Origin of the sequence: Shewanella sp. ANA-3, assembly GCF_000203935.1 — a bacterium.
In the GTDB taxonomy this organism is placed as follows: domain Bacteria; phylum Pseudomonadota; class Gammaproteobacteria; order Enterobacterales; family Shewanellaceae; genus Shewanella.
Genome location: NC_008577.1, coordinates 3,842,909 through 3,860,590 on the forward strand (window position 1 = coordinate 3,842,909; position 17,682 = coordinate 3,860,590).

Below are 17,682 nucleotides of genomic sequence, written 5' to 3' on the forward strand. Positions count from 1 at the left end.
ATCCTGATTTTGTCTGTGTGGAGTTTGCGATGACTTCGGCAAGAAGACAGCTAATTGATGCTAATTCAACGCCCTTCTACCATGTGATAAATCGCTGTGTTAGAAGGGCTTTTTTGTGCGGCGAGGATAAGTTATCTGGACGTAGTTACGAGCATCGACGTGGCTGGATAGTTGATAAAATCAAAGCCTTGTCTGCGATATTTTGTATCGATATTTGCGCCTACGCGGTGATGAGCAATCACTATCATTTAGTGCTTAAAATAGATGTCGATAAGGCCAAATCCTTAACGCAAAAAGACATTATCAGCCGTTGGTGCCAAATCACTAAAGGCCATGCAGTCGCGACTAAGTATATGAATGGTGATGCATTAATCGAAGGTGAACGCATGTTGCTCGATGGCTTAATTACCGAGTGGCATGAACGATTAAGCAGTATTTCTTGGTTTATGCGTTGTTTAAACGAAGAAATTGCCCGTAAGGCTAATCGTGAAGATGAGTGCAAAGGCGCCTTTTGGGAAGGTCGTTTTAAATCGCAAGCACTGTTAGATGAGCAAGCCTTGCTCGCGTGCATGATGTATGTCGATTTAAATCCAATCAGAGCAGGCATTGCCGATTCTTTGCAATCCTCTGATTTTACATCGATTCAGGAGCGAATTAACTCGCTAGATTCACCCAAGCGCCCATTAGCTATCTCAAAGCTACAAACTGACTTCTCAACTAATGAAGCTCATATTCCCCACAAGTCTCTGGTCCAATTCGATGGCGCAGCTCACCTGAATCAGCAAGTGGGTATTCCGTTTCACTTTGCCGATTATCTCGAACTGATTGATTGGACAGGCCGCGCCATCCGCCTTGATAAGAAAGGCTATATCGATAATCAACGACCTAAGCTACTCAATGAATTAGGTGTTGCGCCCGATGCGTGGCTCACATCAGCCAAAGAGTTTCGTCGTCAATACAGTGGCATAAGTGGTCGATGGGATAGCATGTGTGAATTTAAAAAGCAGCATAACAGCGGCAAATGGTGTAAAGGTAAAGCCTCAAGCCAAGCGTTACATCCTTAAGTTGCTCACGACTCAGCGTTTAGGATTATTTTTGTTTATCCGAAATGGAGATAATTTCGCGCAAAACATAGCACGCTTTTGTCCCAAAGCGTGCTATGTATTTCTTTAAAACTTACAGATTACGCCGATGCTAAATAGGTGAGCCATGGAGGTTTGCGAGACGACCGTCCGCCCCATGGACGGGGCGGTCGAGCATCCACGGACGGACTCGCTGCGTGTCGATGAGCGAATACCATGGCTCACCTATAACTCAGCACTTAAATATCGTCTCCCCCAAATTTTATGCCGTTAAGGGAACTATCCAACACATTTTTCCCCCTTCAATTCCAACTGCATTTCTTTGGAATGAAAACATTTCCTACAGAAACAAGCTAACCCACAGGCCTTATGGATTCACCCAATTAACTCGCTCGCCAGCTAGATAAGCGCTGAGATTTGCCGTTGCGATATTGAGTAGGTTCTGCCTCGCTTCTTTGGTCGCCCAAGCATTGTGTGGGCTGATACTGATATTGGGCGCTGTTAGTAGCGGATTATCCGCGCTCGGTGGTTCGGTTGAGAGAACATCGACGCCAGCAAAGACTTTGCCCTGCCTTAATGCCGTAGCCAGCGCGGCCTCATCGATTAAGCCGCCGCGTGCGGTGTTGATCAGTAGCGCCTGCGGCTTCATTAACTCGAGGGTTTGGGCATTAATCAGCTCGGTGGTTTCAGGGGTAAGTGGACAGTGGAGCGAGAGAATATCGGACTCCTTGAATACCGTATCGCGTGATGTCCAACTCACGCCTTGGGGTAAATCGCGGGGCTGAGTGCGGGTATTGACTAATACCTTCATACCGAAAGCTAAAGCGAGTTTAGCCACCTGCTGGCCAATATCCCCATAACCAATCAAGCCTAAGGTTTTACCTTTAAGGGATTGCAGCGGCATTAAAGTAAAACAAAAGTCACTGCAATTACTCCATTGCCCTGCGGCAACGGCTTGATGGTGCGCCGCAACGGCTTGCGTGTGATGCAAAATATGGGCAAACACCATTTGTGCGACGGCATCGGGGCCATAGGCGGGCACGTTGGTGACCACTATGCCTAACTCTTTTGCGGCGGCAAGATCCACCACGTTAGTGCCGGTGGCGAGCACGCCGATATATTTAAGCTTAGGCAGTTGGGCTAAGGTGTTGGCATCGAGGGGCGTCTTGTTGGTGAGCACAATTTCGGCATGCTGAGCGCGGGGGATAATCTCCGCCGAGGGCGTGCGAGCAAAACAGCTAAATTCCCCTAATGCGCTGACCGCTTGCCAGGTTAGATCCCCAGGATTTAAGGTTTCACCATCGAGTACGACTATTTTCATCTTTACCTCTTAACTGCGTTTGCGCCTTGCCCATAAAGCAGGAAAATTAAAAACTGAGTTTGACCCCAAGATTGGCTTGCACTTGCCACATTACATCCGATGTGACATGCCATAAGCATTGGTCTTCATTACAAAAAAGTGAGGTGTCACTGTCAATAAAGGTCGCGTAGCCACGCAGATCCGCAAACAACGCAAAGTTTTGCATCATACGATATTCGACGCCACCACCAATGCCCATGGAGAAACGGGTTTCAGTTGACCAATCATCGGGCATCATCCGAGTCACCCCGGCACTGGCGGTAATGTAGGGCTGAAAATCGCCACTTGGGAAGAATAAAGTGCCGCCAAGGTGGATATAGTCCACATCTAAGGAGGCGACTAAGTCTGGGGTAAACAGGCCACCGCTTTTCAGCTCGGAGGATTGGCGACTGTAAAGCAGGTAAATATTGCCGGGATCGTTAGTGCCAATCCCTAACATGAGGCCGTAATGGCTCGCCTCTTCGATACCCACACTCTGCTTATTATTGGTTTCAGCGTTGTTAGCATCGAGTTCATTGATATCGAACGAGCTGCCGCCAAAGCTGTAACCACCGTAGGGGGCGACAAACAGCTCGGGTTCGGCATAGGTTGGTAATGCGAGGGTTAGAGGTAATAAACCTGCAATCACACTTAATCGGTTAACGTATTTCATCTTAATCCCTTATCTATCGTTATTATTCCTTGCGTCGACAACGTTAACCGAAGCATTAGCGCATGCCGCGCTCCGATTTCACTCTGTCGTACGCAGCTTGGATATCCTGCGCCTTACGATTGGCAATTTCCATCATCTCGGGTGGTAATCCCTTAGCAACCAATTTATCGGGATGATGTTCATTCATCAACTTACGATAAGCCCGCTTGACCTCCTGATCCGTTGCCTCGGCATTAATGCCGAGCAAATGATAGGCGTCGGTAATCGAGGTTTTATTCCCATTAGAGGTTTGGTGGAAACGGTATTCCGCTTGCCAACGTTTAAGTAATTCATCGAGTTGCCCACGACCATAACCTAACTCTTGGGCCACCGTCATCAGAATTGCATGTTCTGCGGCATCGAGCTCACCGTCCGATAGGGCGGTTTGAATTTGGATCTCGATAAACATTTGCACCAGTTCTTGACGGCCTTGGGTCACAGCGCGAAAGGCTTGCAGGCTGCTACGCAGGTCAAAGTCAGGCTCTTTACCCTCACGGAACGCCTGCTGCGCCTCTTTACGGGCTTCACCCGTTAAGCGCATCTGGTCCATCAACATAGTCGCGATACGAATATCGGTCTCAGTCACTCGACCCGACGCCTTGGCCACATGACCCATTACGGCGAAGGTGGTGTTAAAGAATATCCCCTGTCGATTCTTGGCTTGACCTAAGATCTGACTAAAACTGGCGCCACCACCGGCGCGCTTGTCGTAGAGATGCCCAAGCCATAAGCCCAGCAGAGCACCGAAAATACGGCCAAACATAAACCCGATAACAAATCCAAAAAACTTACCCCAAAGGCGCATCTTAATTCCCAATTTGATAATTTATTCAGTCACTCAATCGACATCGCGAGTGAAACCGTTCACTCAAGGCGCTAAACATTGAGCGTTAGGCGATATGCCTTGCCATTACGCCAGCGCGGACTCCAATGCTTGCAGACGCGCAATCGTCCCAACATCACACCAAAGTCCATTAAAGTGTGCCCCGGAGATCAAGCCATCGGCCATTTTAGCCCGCAGCAAAGGCCCAAGGGCAAAAGCCCCATCCGGCGTGCCATTAAAAAATGATGGGCGATATAAACCCATGCCAGAGAAAGTATATTTTTGCTCACCCTGCTCACGTACAAGGCCCTGCTCCAAGGCAAAATCACCGTTCGGATGTTGCTCGGGATTTGGCACCAACCATAAATGCGCCAGAGCAGTATCCGCTAAGGGAACAATCGTCGGCAAGGCATCGATAAACACATCACCATTGAGCACTAAAAACGGCGCATCCGAGTCGTCAGTTAGCAAAGGCAAGGCTTGTTTAATTCCGCCACCGGTTTCGAGGGCCGATGCTTCGGCGCTATATTGGATCTTGACCCCAAAGGCGTGACCATCCCCTAAGGTTTCGACCAGCTTATGCCCAAGCCAAGCATGATTTATCACGATATCGACAATCCCTGCCGCGGCCAACTTCTCGATATGGTACACAATCAGCGGTTTGCCTAAGACGGGCACTAAAGGTTTTGGTAGCGTGTCGGTCAAGGGGCGTAAACGCTCTCCCCTGCCAGCCGCAAGGATCATCGCCTTCATTGCTTGTCTCCCTGCTGAGTATCCTTTCCCTTAGCCGCAAACGCAGGTACAACGCGCGATTGCACCCAAGCGGAAAATGGCGTGAGCGCTGGATAAAGGCTGGCAATATCCACAATATACGACAAGGTTAACGGAATATCGGCCATATAGGCGGGCTTGTTATCCCGATAGTGTAAACGCGCAAAAATCCCTGCGGCCTTGATATGGCGCTGCAATCCCATTAAATCAAACCAAGTTTGATACTGGGTAAAGGATGTTTGTGCGGGAATTTGCCCTAACTCAAGCACTTGCTGATAATGCTGCTGCATTAATTCCTGCACCATGGTTTGCGGCCAACGCACATAGCAATCCCGCAGTAAAGACACGGCATCGTAGGTCACAGGCCCCAATACCGCATCTTGGAAATCAATCACACACAGCTCGCCCTCTTTGAGCATCAAGTTACGGCTGTGGTAATCACGGTGCATTCCCACCTTAGGTTGCGCGAGGGCATTTTCCACTAATAGGTCAAAGCTTTCTTCTATAAGCGAGCGTTCCTCATGGCTGAGTTCGAGCTGTAAATGTCTCTCTAATAGCCACTCGGTAAAGATCCCCAACTCGCGGCGCACAAATGCCTCATCATATAAAGGCAATGGCTGCGTGCTGCCAGTAACAGGGTCAAGGCTCTCAACCACTGAGGCTACCTGAGGTAACAATGCCAAGGCGCGGCGATAGTAGTCCGCCACATTCGCATCGGTCAGCACAGACAACAACTGAGTATCACCGAGATCGCTCAGTAGCATAAAGCCTTGCTCGGCATCGGAGACGATGACTTTTGGAACTGTCAGTCCCGCCGCCGCATAGGCACTGGCGAGGGCGATAAAAGGCGCGATAGGCACTAAGGCGGGCGGCGAATCGGCAACAATGTAGCTCGTATCGCGGTCAGTGACCCGGAAATAGCGCCTAAAACTGGCGTCACCGGAAATCAGAATCGGGGTCACATCATAGGAAAAATAACGGTTCAGCCACTGATTAAGGGAAATAAATCTCGAGTCGGATAAGGTCATTTCATGGCTCTTATAGAAAAATTGCTTTATTATAGCTGGCATATAATTTGGAAACAGCTAAGAAATTGAGAGATTTATTTGCTGCGTTGCACTTGTAGTTTGCAACTTTCCCCGTCGATACTTGTCCAGACAAAGAAATCATTATTATTGACCTAAGATGCAGATCCGTTACTTTCTGGCCTTGAGCCTGTTACCGCAAGTTGTCCTGGCAGACGAATCTCCCACAGCCTCAGCGTCACAATGCGTCATTGAACCGCCAGTACCTCGTATCGTATCTCAACCCGGCCTGAGCGCCGCCGATCAAGAGAAAATTCGTATCGTGTCGGACCGCTCCAACGCCGAAATGGGCAAACAAGCCATTTTTACCGGTGATGTGGTCTTCAGTCAGGGCGACAGACACATTGCCGCCGATGAAGCGATTCTCGACCAAGCGACAGAGCAGTTCGATGCCAATGGCAACCTGGTTTTCCAAGACAGTATTTTTACCGTTACCGCCGATTCGCTGCAGGCACAAATGCGCAGCAACCGTGCGACCCTAAAGGGTGCCCAGTATTGGCTACATGGTCAGCAGGTTCACGGCGATGCTGAAAAGCTGCAAATCACCATGAACAACAACCTGATCTTAACCAACACTAACTTCACCACTTGTCCGCCAGACAATGTTTCTTGGCTACTCGAAGCAGAAAAAATCAAGATTAACAGCGAAGAAGAATGGGGCGAGATTTGGAATGCTAAGCTGAGAGTCGCCGATATTCCGGTGTTCTACATTCCTTATATGACGGTGCCAGTTTCCGACAAACGTAAAACCGGTTTCCTCTACCCAAGCTTTAGCACCAGCACCACCAATGGTTTTGAAGTTTCCGCGCCCTATTATTGGAATATCGCGCCGGAATACGACCTCACCTTTACACCTAACTATATGTCTAGCCGTGGTTTATTCACCAAGACAGAGTTTCGTTATCTCGCGGGTGAGGCCCAGAGTGGTCGCTTGAATTTAGAATATTTGGGTAATGATCAGATGATCAGCGGCAGCCCAAATCGTTACCTCTATAACTGGCAACACCAAGGCGCCATCGATAAAAACTGGCGGGTACTCGCCAACTTTACTGAAGTGTCTGATAACAACTATTTCAACGACTTAAAGTCTGATGTTAACCGCGCCACCGATAACCAATTATCGCGGATTGGTGAAGTCAGCTACTTCGAACGAGATTGGGATATCAGCACTCGGGTGCAAGATATTAAAGTGCTGGGTGAGGACGAAAAGCCTTATCAAGTGATGCCGCAGGTGAATTTTAACTACCGCGCCGCCGACTTTTGGAACAACTTGGACTTTGGCTTTAATTCAGAGTTGACCAACTTCGCCCATCAAGACAGCGACATGAATACCGCCACCCGTTTGCATATGGCACCTAGCCTGACGCTGCCAATTCACGGCCCTTCGGGTTCGTTGACCAGCCAAGTCAAACTGATGCAAACCAACTATTGGCAGGAGAAAAACAACAGTGGATTCGATGGCTTAGACGATACTGTGAGTCGCACCATTCCGCAGGTGCGGATCAATGGTCAAATCAACTTCGAGCGTTTTACCGAACTGTTCGATCAAAACTACCGCCAGACGCTCGAACCTCAGTTCCAGTATCTGTACGTAGGTTATGAAGATCAGCGTGGCATCGGCATTTACGATACCGCCCAGTTACAGGACGACTACTTCGGTCTGTTCCGTGACCGCCGCTTCTCAGGCCTTGACCGCATCGCCGATGCAAACCAAGTCACGCTCGGTGTAACAACGCGTTTCTTCGACGATCACAACCAAGAGGCGACTAAGTTCAGCCTAGGTCAGATCCTCTATCTGCAGGACAGTAAACTGGGTTACGAAGATAACCTCTTCGAGCAAAATCAATCGACCTCAGTCTTGGCCGCCGAGTTAGATACCCGCTTAAGCCATGACTGGTATTTAGGCGCAGCGATTCAATACGACACCAACTCGAGCGATAACAAGAAGACCGAAGTCACCTTAGACTTCCGTCCCGAAGCCAATAAACTATTGCAGCTCAGTTATCGTTATGTGCCGGATCTATTGAACTCCAACACCAACGATCTGGTGAATATTTCCCAAGCGGGTGTGCGTGGTGCCTGGCCGATTAACGACAGCCTGTATTTTGTCGGTAACTGGTACTACGACCTCAACGAGAGCCGCAGCATAGAAACCTATACTGGTTTCCAATATGAATCATGCTGTTACGCAATTCGTCTCAGCTATCACTACCGAATTAAGACCAATTACGATGACAACATTGGTTCGGCCGTTATCGATGAGCGCGAGCAATTTGAAAGCGGTGTTTACCTGAATTTAGTCATCAAAGGACTCGGTGGTTCGGGCCCATTAGGCGTATCCGATATGCTCAATGACGGTCTGTTTAACTACAGAAAACCGCTTTATCTGAGGAATTAGCAAAGATTTGTGGTAGATTGCTGAACCTCAACAAGGACTGAGAGTCCAAACAGGTTAATGAAAGCCGTGCGCGCCCCAAAAAAGAGTCTCGGAACGCACGCTTTTAGAGTTACTAACAAAAGAACATTTAGGCAACTCACTGTAATTTCGATATAAATGGTAAAGTTAACTTAAATAAGCCGTCGAATTTGACCTTAGAACGTGCCAAGGATTTTGTGGATGAAACCCAGTAAACATCTGATTTTTGCTTTATTTGCACTCGCTATCAGCCAGCCTACTATGGCCGCTCCCCAGCCAATCGACCGTGTTGCCGTTCAAATCAACGACGGTATTGTGCTCGAAAGTGAAATCACCAACATGATTGACACTGTAAAAGCCAATGCGAGAGCCGCGAATCAATCGTTGCCATCCGACAGTGCACTGCGTACTCAGGTTATCGAGCGACTCATCCTCACCCGTTTGCAGTTGCAGATGGCGGATCGTATCGGTCTGCATATCGGTGACTTACAGCTAGACCAAGCAATTGAAAACATTGCCCGCGAGCAAAAAATGACCGTGGCGCAAATGCAGCAAAAAATCGAGAGCGAAGGCTTAAGCTTCAGCCAGTACCGTGAGCAACTGCGTGAAGAAATCACCCTAGGTGAAATTCAACGTATCCAAGTACAACGCCGTATCCAAGTGTCACCACAGGAAATCACCGGCCTAGTAAAACTGATCCAAGAGCAAGGTATGAAGGACGTCGAATACCAAATCGGCCATATCCTGATTGACGTACCGAACAACCCAAGCAGTGAACAGCTGGAAGCCTCGAGCAAGCGCGCGAACGCCGTACTCGAGCGTTTAAAGAGTGGTGAGGATTTCCGCCGCACCGCCATCGCCTCTTCATCGGGTCCTAAGGCGCTGGAAGGCGGTATCTGGGATTACATGAACATCAACGAGATGCCAACGCTATTTGCGGAAGTCATCAACGGTGCGAAGAAAGGCGACATTATCGGCCCAATCAAGAGTGGCGCAGGTTTCCATATCATCAAGATCATGGATGCCCGTGGTTTACAAACCAAAGAAATTGAAGAAGTCAGAGCACGTCATATCCTGCTCAAGCCATCGCCAATTCTGTCGGAAGACCGCGCTAAGGCCATGTTGGAACAGTTCTTAAAGCAAATTCGCTCTGGCGAAGCCAAGTTTGAAGATTTAGCCCGTCAGTATTCTGAAGATCCAGGTTCAGCCACTAAAGGTGGTGAACTGGGCTGGGCAGAGCCAAGCATTTATGTGCCTGAATTTGCGCAAACCCTTAACAGCTTAAGCCCAGATCAAATCAGTGAGCCTTTCCGTACTACCCACGGCTGGCATATCACTCAGCTGGAAGAGCGCAGAAAAACCGATGCCACGGATCAATTTAATACCAACCGTGCGCACCAACTGATCTTCCGTCGCAAATTTAATGAAGAACTGCAAAACTGGCTAGACGAAATGCGTGCCGACGCATACATTGAAGTCTTTCAGCCTGAGTCAAACCGAGGTTAAGGTAAATTGACCACTAAACGTATTGCCGTTACCCCCGGAGAACCTGCGGGTATCGGCCCCGATTTAGTCGTGCAACTCGCTCAGCAGGCTTGGCCTGCTGAGTTAGTCGTTTGTGCGGATCCCGAATTATTAGCCAGCCGAGCAAAACGACTCGGCCTGTCTGTTACTTTTCGCCCTTACCTGCCCGAGCAACCGCCTAAACCGCAGGAAGCAGGCACGCTCACCATTGCGCCTTTCAAACTGGTGACCGACGCCGTTTGCGGCCAGCTCGATGAGCAAAACAGTGCCTACGTAGTTGAAACCCTGCGTTATGCGGGTGAGAAAAACATGAGCGGCGAGTTTGATGCCGTGGTTACTGGCCCAGTCCATAAAGGGATCATCAACCAAGCGGGGATTTCCTTTAGCGGCCATACCGAGTTTTTTGCCCATCAGGCCAACTGCCCCGATGTGGTCATGATGTTAGCGACTCAAGGTTTACAGGTGGCACTGGTGACCACCCATATTCCACTGGCCTATGTGGCAAAAGCCATTACGCGCCAGCGTTTGCATCATATTATTAAGATTTTACACGCTGATCTTATCAGCAAGTTTGCCATTGCTTCCCCTAAAATTTATGTCTGTGGCTTAAACCCACACGCGGGTGAAGACGGCCACCTTGGCCGGGAAGAAATCGATGTGATTATTCCGGCACTGAACGAACTGCGTGAAGAGTATCAAATGAACATTGTCGGCCCTCTACCCGCCGATACCCTGTTCCAACCTAAATATTTACAGGACGCGGATGTCGTGTTGGCCATGTACCATGACCAAGGCTTACCCGTTCTAAAGTCACAGGGATTTGGCAAATCGGTAAACATTACCTTAGGTTTACCTTATATCCGTACCTCGGTTGACCATGGTACGGCGCTCGATCTTGCGGGAACTGGCAAAGCCGATATTGGCAGTTTTGTCTGCGCCTTGAATAAAGCCATTGAGTTATCCTCAAAAAACTAAACGATTAGATATTAATGAGTAGCAAAGTACATTTAGGCCACACGGCCAGAAAGCGTTTCGGACAAAACTTTTTAACCGACGACAATGTGATTAACCGCATTGTGGGTGCGATCGTCCCCGATAATGACCACGTGATGGTCGAAATCGGCCCCGGCCTTGGCGCCTTAACCGAACCTGTCGCCACGGCGATAGATAACCTGACCGTTGTCGAGTTAGACCGCGATCTGGTTGAGCGCTTGCAGAATCACCCTGTACTTAAGGATAAGCTCACGATTCACCAAGGCGATGCGCTGCAATTCGACTTTAGCCAGTTGGTGGTACCGGGTAAAAAACTCAAAGTGTTTGGTAACTTACCCTATAACATTTCAACGCCTTTGATGTTCCATCTGTTCGAGTTTGCCGAGCAGATTGAAACCATGCACTTTATGTTGCAAAAAGAAGTGGTACTGCGTTTATCGGCAAGCCCGGGTAACAAGGCCTATGGCCGCTTAACGGTGATGGCACAGTACTTCTGCCAAGTGGTTCCCGTGCTCGAAGTGCCACCCCATAGCTTTGCGCCACCGCCAAAGGTGGATTCTGCCGTGGTACGTCTACTGCCCTATGCAGAAAAACCTTTCCCCTGTAAGGATGTGAATGTACTGCGCCAGCTGTGCACCACAGCCTTTAACATGCGCCGTAAAACACTGCGTAACAACCTCAAGCAAGTGTTAAGCGATGAAGAGTTTGAGCAATTAGGCATAGATCCCAATCTGCGCCCTGAGCAAATCAGTGTTGAGCAATATGTCGCCATGGCGAATATGGTGTGTGATAAGCAGGCTTAAGCAATATCAGTTTGATGGGCACTTTAGGGTGCCCTATCTTATTCAAGGGAGCAACATGAGCGCATTGGATGACTCAATCCGAGTCGAAGTCAAAACCGAATACATTGAACAACAGTCCTCGCCCGAGGATCAGAAATACCTCTTTAGCTACACTATCACCATCATCAACCTCGGTGAACAAGCCGCCAAACTCGAAACCCGCCACTGGATTATTACCGATGCCAACGGCAAAATCAGTGAAGTACAAGGCGCAGGTGTCGTCGGCGAAACCCCAACCATTCCCCCCAATACCGCCTACCAATATACTAGCGGTACCGTACTCGATACGCCCCTTGGCATTATGTATGGCACTTATGGTATGGTCAGCGAATCAGGCGAGCACTTTAAGGCAACGATTAAGCCCTTCCGCTTAGCACTCCCCGGTTTATTACATTGATTTAATTATAGAAAGGATATTGTGGCCCATTATTTTGTTGGTGATGTCCAAGGCTGTTTTGCCGAACTTCAACGATTACTTGCTAAAGTCGACTTTAATCCATCCTGCGATGAACTCTGGGCGGTGGGCGATCTGGTCGCCAGAGGCCCAGATTCACTAGCCACATTGCGCTATTTTCAATCCTTAGGCGATGCGGGCAAAACCGTCCTAGGTAATCACGATCTGCATTTGCTCGCCCTGCACGGCAAACTCAAGCGGGATAAACCCAGCGATAACTTAACGCCGCTGTTAAATGCGCCCGATATTGCCAGTTTAATCGATTGGCTGAGACAACAGCCGTTGATGCGGGAATTACCTGAGCATAAGATCATCATGACCCACGCTGGTGTGCCGCCACAGTGGTCATTAGAGGTGTTAAGGCAAGAGTCGCAACTTGTCAGCCAAGCCCTCAAGCAGAGTGATTATCTCGACGCACTAATAAGCCAAATGTATAGCGATACCGCCGAGCGGTGGGAGCCCAGCGCTATAGGGATCAATCGCCTGCGTTTTTGTATTAACGCCTTGACCAGGATGCGTTATCTGTATGTTGATGGTCATTTAGACTTTGACTGCAAACAACCGCCAGAGGATTGCACTAATCCACAGCTACGGCCTTGGTTTGAATTTACCTCTGCGTTACGCCAGAGTCACACTTTAGTGTTTGGACATTGGGCGGCATTGATGGGTAAAGTCAACGACCCTAAGCTAAAAGCACTAGACACAGGCTGTTGCTGGGGGGAATATCTAACCCTATGGCATCTTGAAAAAGACCAAAAAATTACCCAAAAAAGGTTAAAAAAGGGTTAAACTAAGCCCGAGAGTGGTCGATATACGACAGTACCCTATGCCCTGAATTTAATAATCTTTTCATTCGGAATAATATAATAATAACCGGAGTATCCTATGAAAGTTAATGTAGCCACCCGAGTCATTGGCGGGTTTAGTGTTGTTACACTTTTACTTGTGTTGTTAGGATTTACCTCGTACCTGACGAACATTAGCCTCAAAGATAGTTCGGCCATGATGCAAGAGTTAAGCTTGCCAGCCCTAAAGGCGACCAACCACTTAACCGAAACCCTGAGTGAACAACAGCGCCAAGTGCTGATCGCCTATCACGCACCAAAGTCCTCGAACATTCCCGATATCCGTAAAGTCTTTAACGACCACGGCACCCAGTTTAAAAACGAGATCAGCAATCTGACGCAATTGGTTCAAGGGCAAGCCAATCTTTCTGCATTGATCTCGCAACTGGATGGTAGCTTCTCGACCTTCGAGCGCGATAGTCTCGCCATGCTCACTGAACGTGAAGCCGCCCTCAGCAAACAAGAGCAGCTAATCGGCTTAAAAAAGAAACTTGAAAATGCTGCCGATGACGCCTCGTCAGTTTTGCTCGATATTATCGATTTAGAAAACAGCCAAAACCCCGATGCTCAGAGTATCGCGGCCTCTGCCAGCGCTATCGATACCAGCATGGGTAATATCATCACTACCATTGCCGATTTAGTGACTAATGAAGAAATGAGTAAACATGAACTCATTTCCAAAGAGCTCGACTACATCCTGAGTGAGACCAAGAACAAACTCGAATACGTGAATCGTCATGCGCAGGACATAATTGATGCTGACACCTTAAAATCCGTCAATGAAGACACTAAAAAGGTACTCGCGTTGCTCGAAGGCCCTGACTCTATGGTGCTATTGAAAGCGACCCAATTGAATCATGCCAAGAGTGCCATGAATCAATTGGCGACCATTGAGAAAGATGTCAAAGTCATCGATCGCAATATGGAAGATGTGAGCAATAACATCGAGTCTGTGGCGGCCAATATGAGCCAAGAAACCATAGCCAAGATTGATGCCGCCAGTATCCGCACTATTATTGTGGTGCTAATCGCCATTGTCGCCGCGGTTATCATCAGCTTTGCCGTTGTGGCACCGTTAAAGCGCTCTCTCTATCAAGTCAATAACGCGCTGAATGTATTAGCTTCAGGCAACTTAACCCACAAATTAGATGATTCTGGCCATGATGAATTTGCCGAGCTTGCGAAGAACTGTAACCGTTTAGTCGATAGCTTACGCGGCTTAATCGTCGGTATTTTGGACCGTTCTAACCAGTTAGCCGCAGCAGCGGAACAAACGTCGGCTATCACGGCGCAAACCACCTCAGGTATCCAAGAGCAAAAGAGCCAGGTCGACCAAGTCGCAACCGCAACCACAGAATTAAGCTCGAGTGCACAACAAGTATCGATGAGCGCCGATGACGCTCTGGCGCAGATCAAGCAGGCCGATCAAGAAGCCAAACATATGCGCACGATTGCCGAAGAGAACAAGCGCACCATTTTAGCCCTAGCAGACGAAGTCGCTAAGGCTGGCCAAGTGATCAACAAGGTGCAATCGGATAGCGCTTCTATCGGCTCAATTCTCGATGTGATCCGTGGCATTGCCGAGCAGACTAACCTACTGGCACTAAACGCAGCTATCGAAGCGGCACGCGCCGGTGAGCAAGGTCGCGGCTTTGCGGTAGTGGCCGATGAAGTACGCAGCCTGGCCTCACGAACTCAAGTCTCGACCCGCGAGATCCAGCAAATGATCGAAGTGCTGCAACAGGGCGCGCAGCAAGCCGTAGCAGCCATGGATATGGGCCGTGCCCAGGCCAATGCCTGTGTCGATAAGACAGAGCAAGCTAACCTCGCGCTAGAGACCATCAGCCAATCTGTACATAAAGCCTATGATGCGGGCACGCACATTGCCCATGCCGCGCAGGAGCAGAATGTGGTTAGTCAGCAAGTGTCTGAGAAACTTGAGCATATCGCAGCAATTTCGGAAGAAACCGCGATTGGCGCCGATCAAACCGCGCAATCGAGCCATCAAGTGGCTAAACTCGCCGAAGAGCTGCAAGCTTCTGTCGGTGAATTTAGAGTGTAAGCAAACGCTCAAGTATGAACAGGGTCGCAATTGCGGCCCTTTTCTTTGGATTGTGATTGTGATTGTGCTTGTGCTTTCGCTTGGCTTTTAGGCTTTTAGGCTTTTAGGCTTTTAGGCTTTTAGGCTTTTAGGCTTTTAGGCTTTTAGGCTTTTAGGCTATTAGGCTATTAGGCTATCCCGCTGCTAGAGCAGATAGCAGAGGCAATAAACTCAAACTCGGCAGTCAATATCCAACGCAATATCAATACAGGATATTTGGCAAAAACTAACAAACGACGCCCATAAAAAATGCCGAACTCAGTTCGGCATTTTAAGCATCATTCTTTCCTTGTGCTAAAGCACACTAAAAATGATAGAACAGATGATTACTCTTCTTCACCGCCGGCAGCAGCGCCTAAACGCTCTTTCACTGCAGCAGTGATAGGGCTAGCACCGTGACCATTTGCTTCAGCCCACGCTTGAATCGTCATGCCATCGGCTTCTGGTACGCTCAGTTCGTTAACTGATAGACGTTTAGCCACAAACTCACCGGCATCATTCGCATTCGCGGCATAGGCAGTACGCAACAAGCTTTGACCATCACAGCTAATCCCGCTGTACACTTGGCGTAACTTAACACGGCTTTCTTTTAGTTTTTTACGTAGACGGTTTTTATCGTTCGCTTTTACGTAATCACAAATACTCGCGACAAGTGGATCAGCTTCGGCTTTTGCCGTGGTTGACACAGAAACATAGCTAAATCCGATTAGTGCAGCCAAAGCTACAGGCATAAGACGCATCCGATACTCCTTAATACTTTCTTATAGTTTTATTATGTTTTATATGGGCTGCGTCTATCTCTAGCGGATATTGGCCTCCTAGGAGTCATTAGTGTGGAAGCCGTAAAATGCCGCTATCTCAACTAAGTCAGGCCTATCGGATCTAATACCTTAGACATATTGACAATCCATACGCACAGGGTACACAACAGAACAACGTAATTTAACATTTTTTTGCCAAATTGATAAAGCGATATTCCAGCCCATCAGCATTTATACTAGTGAGCGATTCGGTTTCTTGCCATTTATCGCTGTCCCATGCGGGGAAAAAGGTATCGCCTTCAACCTCTAAGTTAATTTGCGTCAGGTAGAGTCTGTCAGCTTGAGGTAATAATTGTTGATACAATTGCCCCCCACCAATAACGACTAACTCTTCACAATCGCCAGCCGCGAGCTTAGCATCTTCAAAAGAGGTCACGCAGGTCACGCCTTCTATCTGCAAATCCGCTTGGCGGGAAATCACAATGTTGTGGCGTCCTGGAAGGGGTCTACCAATGGATTCGAAGGTTTTACGCCCCATCACCACAGGTTTGCCTAAGGTCATGGCTTTAAAGTGGCGTAAATCTTCGGGCAGATGCCATGGCATTTTGTTGTCTTTTCCAATGACTCGATTGTTTGCCATCGCGGCTATCATAGCAATGCGCATGGGCACTCCTTTGGTATTGTTTTTATTGAATAACAGGGCGGGTTCTAAAATACAGCAGACTAGGTAAAGCAAGGCCCACCGACAGCGCGCCTAAAATAAACACGGTTTTTAAGCCGTTACTGATCACTTGTCCAGTCAGTTCTTGGCTGACCTGCGACTGCGCCGTTAATTGCACTAGGGCTATTACAGTATTAAAAGCGTAGGTGCCAGGGATCATCGGGATAATCGCCGCAACGGCATACATCAAGGGCGGCGCGAGGTGACGCTTGGCAAAGCCGATAGTGATAGTTCCCACTAAAGCCGCGGCGGCAAAGGTCGCCCATTCGATAGGCAAGCCAAATTGCAACATTAGCGTGCGTGAGCTATGCCCTATAGCGCCTGCAAGCGCGCAGTAGGGTAAGAAACGTTTCGGCACGTTAAACACCATGGCAAAGCCGACAGCGGGAATTGCTGAGAAAAAGGCATCGTGCAATAGCGTCCACAGTAAGGCGATCATAGGAAGATCCCCCCTAGCTGCATCGCAATCGTAATGCCAATAACGGACGACACAGTAAGCAAGGTGGCATGGCCCCAGCGGGAAATCCCCACGTTCATATGGCCTTTGACCATATCAGAAATCGCATTGATCATCGGAAACCCCGGCACCAACATCAACACACTGGCCGCCATGGCCGCCTGCGGGGTCTCACTCAAGTTAAACACATAACCCGTCTGCGCCAATAAGCTAGTGACAAATGCCGTCACCGCAAAATTAACCAGCAAATTAAAATGCCGCTTGGCGATCGCAAGGCGCACCGACATCCCTACTGCAGAGGCAAAAAAAGTGATGATTGATGCGGCGACATCGCCATTAAATAGATGACAGAAGCTTGCGCAGGACAGGCCTATCATCAAGATCACGAGATACGGCGGGTAGGTCTTAGGTTCGATTCGCGCTAAGCGTTTACGCACTTCGTTGGGGCCATAGAGACCTTTTTCCGTCAATAAACAGATGCGCTGTAACTCGCAGACTATGGTCATATTGATGCCATGCTCGCGGATCCGACGCGTCGTCGTGATACAGCGACCATGCACTAAACTGGTTAACACGAGGGAATTAGAGGAGATGGAAAGCTCAACACTTGCCAATCCTAAGGCCTGACCTAGGCGCTGACTGATTTCTTCAACTAAATCAGATTCAGCACCGTAGGCCAGTAGCAGTTGTGCGACACGCACAACCTGCCGAGTAATATCATTTTGAGTATCTGCGTACACGGGACTCTCAAAACTT

The 17,682-nt window shown here is 48.7% G+C and carries 17 protein-coding genes; 8 read left to right on the top strand and 9 right to left on the bottom strand.

Features of this window, described 5'->3' with window-relative positions; all coding sequences use genetic code 11:
* The first annotated feature begins 29 nt into the window (after positions 1-29).
* The gene (locus SHEWANA3_RS16805; protein WP_011718021.1) at positions 30-1,064 is read left to right on the top strand and encodes a transposase; all 1,035 of its coding nucleotides are present in this window, start codon (positions 30-32) and stop codon (positions 1,062-1,064) included.
* 385 nt (positions 1,065-1,449) lie between these two features.
* Here SHEWANA3_RS16805 and SHEWANA3_RS16810 read toward each other — a convergent pair whose 3' ends face one another.
* The 5 genes from SHEWANA3_RS16810 to SHEWANA3_RS16830 all read right to left on the bottom strand — a co-directional run bounded on the left by SHEWANA3_RS16810 (position 1,450) and on the right by SHEWANA3_RS16830 (position 5,797).
* Complete coding sequence (locus SHEWANA3_RS16810) at positions 1,450-2,403, bottom strand: D-2-hydroxyacid dehydrogenase (RefSeq protein WP_011718022.1); 954 nt, start codon at positions 2,401-2,403, stop codon at positions 1,450-1,452.
* Between the two features lie 46 nt (positions 2,404-2,449).
* Positions 2,450-3,094 carry an outer membrane beta-barrel protein gene (locus tag SHEWANA3_RS16815; protein ID WP_011718023.1) on the bottom strand — a complete coding sequence of 215 codons (645 nt, stop codon included), beginning with the start codon at positions 3,092-3,094 and terminating at the stop codon, positions 2,450-2,452.
* A gap of 55 nt (positions 3,095-3,149) precedes the next feature.
* Positions 3,150-3,938 carry a co-chaperone DjlA gene (djlA, locus tag SHEWANA3_RS16820; RefSeq protein ID WP_011718024.1) on the bottom strand — a complete coding sequence of 263 codons (789 nt, stop codon included), beginning with the start codon at positions 3,936-3,938 and terminating at the stop codon, positions 3,150-3,152.
* A 105-nt stretch (positions 3,939-4,043) separates the two neighbouring features.
* Entirely contained in the window at positions 4,044-4,709 is a 666-nt protein-coding gene (gene murU, locus SHEWANA3_RS16825) for an N-acetylmuramate alpha-1-phosphate uridylyltransferase MurU (protein WP_011718025.1), read from the bottom strand.
* Positions 4,706-5,797 carry a phosphotransferase gene (locus tag SHEWANA3_RS16830; protein ID WP_011718026.1) on the bottom strand — a complete coding sequence of 364 codons (1,092 nt, stop codon included), beginning with the start codon at positions 5,795-5,797 and terminating at the stop codon, positions 4,706-4,708. The genes murU and SHEWANA3_RS16830 overlap by 4 nt, the downstream gene beginning before the upstream one ends.
* Positions 5,798-5,912: 115 nt before the next feature.
* Here SHEWANA3_RS16830 and lptD point away from each other — a divergent pair, with 115 nt between their 5' ends.
* From lptD to SHEWANA3_RS16865, 7 genes are all read left to right on the top strand, one after another.
* Positions 5,913-8,210: an LPS assembly protein LptD gene (gene lptD, locus SHEWANA3_RS16835; protein ID WP_011718027.1), complete on the top strand. Its 2,298-nt coding sequence runs from the start codon at positions 5,913-5,915 to the stop codon at positions 8,208-8,210.
* Between the two features lie 219 nt (positions 8,211-8,429).
* Complete coding sequence (surA, locus tag SHEWANA3_RS16840; RefSeq protein WP_011718028.1) at positions 8,430-9,734, top strand: peptidylprolyl isomerase SurA; 1,305 nt, start codon at positions 8,430-8,432, stop codon at positions 9,732-9,734.
* A 6-nt stretch (positions 9,735-9,740) separates the two neighbouring features.
* On the top strand, positions 9,741-10,727 hold the full coding sequence (pdxA, locus tag SHEWANA3_RS16845) for a 4-hydroxythreonine-4-phosphate dehydrogenase PdxA (RefSeq protein ID WP_011718029.1): 987 nt from the start codon (positions 9,741-9,743) through the stop codon (positions 10,725-10,727).
* A gap of 14 nt (positions 10,728-10,741) precedes the next feature.
* Entirely contained in the window at positions 10,742-11,548 is an 807-nt protein-coding gene (gene rsmA, locus SHEWANA3_RS16850) for a 16S rRNA (adenine(1518)-N(6)/adenine(1519)-N(6))-dimethyltransferase RsmA (protein WP_011718030.1), read from the top strand.
* 55 nt (positions 11,549-11,603) lie between these two features.
* Positions 11,604-11,984, top strand: coding sequence for a Co2+/Mg2+ efflux protein ApaG (apaG, locus tag SHEWANA3_RS16855; protein WP_011718031.1), 381 nt, complete (start codon positions 11,604-11,606; stop codon positions 11,982-11,984).
* A gap of 21 nt (positions 11,985-12,005) precedes the next feature.
* Positions 12,006-12,830: a symmetrical bis(5'-nucleosyl)-tetraphosphatase gene (locus tag SHEWANA3_RS16860; RefSeq protein WP_011718032.1), complete on the top strand. Its 825-nt coding sequence runs from the start codon at positions 12,006-12,008 to the stop codon at positions 12,828-12,830.
* 96 nt (positions 12,831-12,926) lie between these two features.
* Positions 12,927-14,948, top strand: a complete 2,022-nt coding sequence (locus tag SHEWANA3_RS16865) for a methyl-accepting chemotaxis protein (protein ID WP_011718033.1) — start codon at positions 12,927-12,929, stop codon at positions 14,946-14,948.
* A gap of 365 nt (positions 14,949-15,313) precedes the next feature.
* On the opposite strand, the gene SHEWANA3_RS16870 is transcribed toward SHEWANA3_RS16865, so the two are convergent.
* The 4 genes from SHEWANA3_RS16870 to SHEWANA3_RS16885 all read right to left on the bottom strand — a co-directional run bounded on the left by SHEWANA3_RS16870 (position 15,314) and on the right by SHEWANA3_RS16885 (position 17,666).
* Positions 15,314-15,727 (bottom strand): DUF3718 domain-containing protein, encoded by a 414-nt coding sequence (locus SHEWANA3_RS16870; RefSeq protein WP_011718034.1) that lies wholly within the window; start codon positions 15,725-15,727, stop codon positions 15,314-15,316.
* Between the two features lie 202 nt (positions 15,728-15,929).
* Positions 15,930-16,412, bottom strand: a complete 483-nt coding sequence (gene folA / locus SHEWANA3_RS16875; protein WP_011718035.1) for a type 3 dihydrofolate reductase — start codon at positions 16,410-16,412, stop codon at positions 15,930-15,932.
* Between the two features lie 22 nt (positions 16,413-16,434).
* On the bottom strand, positions 16,435-16,908 hold the full coding sequence (locus SHEWANA3_RS16880) for a threonine/serine exporter family protein (protein WP_011621694.1): 474 nt from the start codon (positions 16,906-16,908) through the stop codon (positions 16,435-16,437).
* Positions 16,905-17,666, bottom strand: coding sequence for a threonine/serine exporter family protein (locus SHEWANA3_RS16885; RefSeq protein WP_011718036.1), 762 nt, complete (start codon positions 17,664-17,666; stop codon positions 16,905-16,907). The genes SHEWANA3_RS16880 and SHEWANA3_RS16885 overlap by 4 nt, the downstream gene beginning before the upstream one ends.
* Positions 17,667-17,682 lie beyond the last annotated feature (16 nt).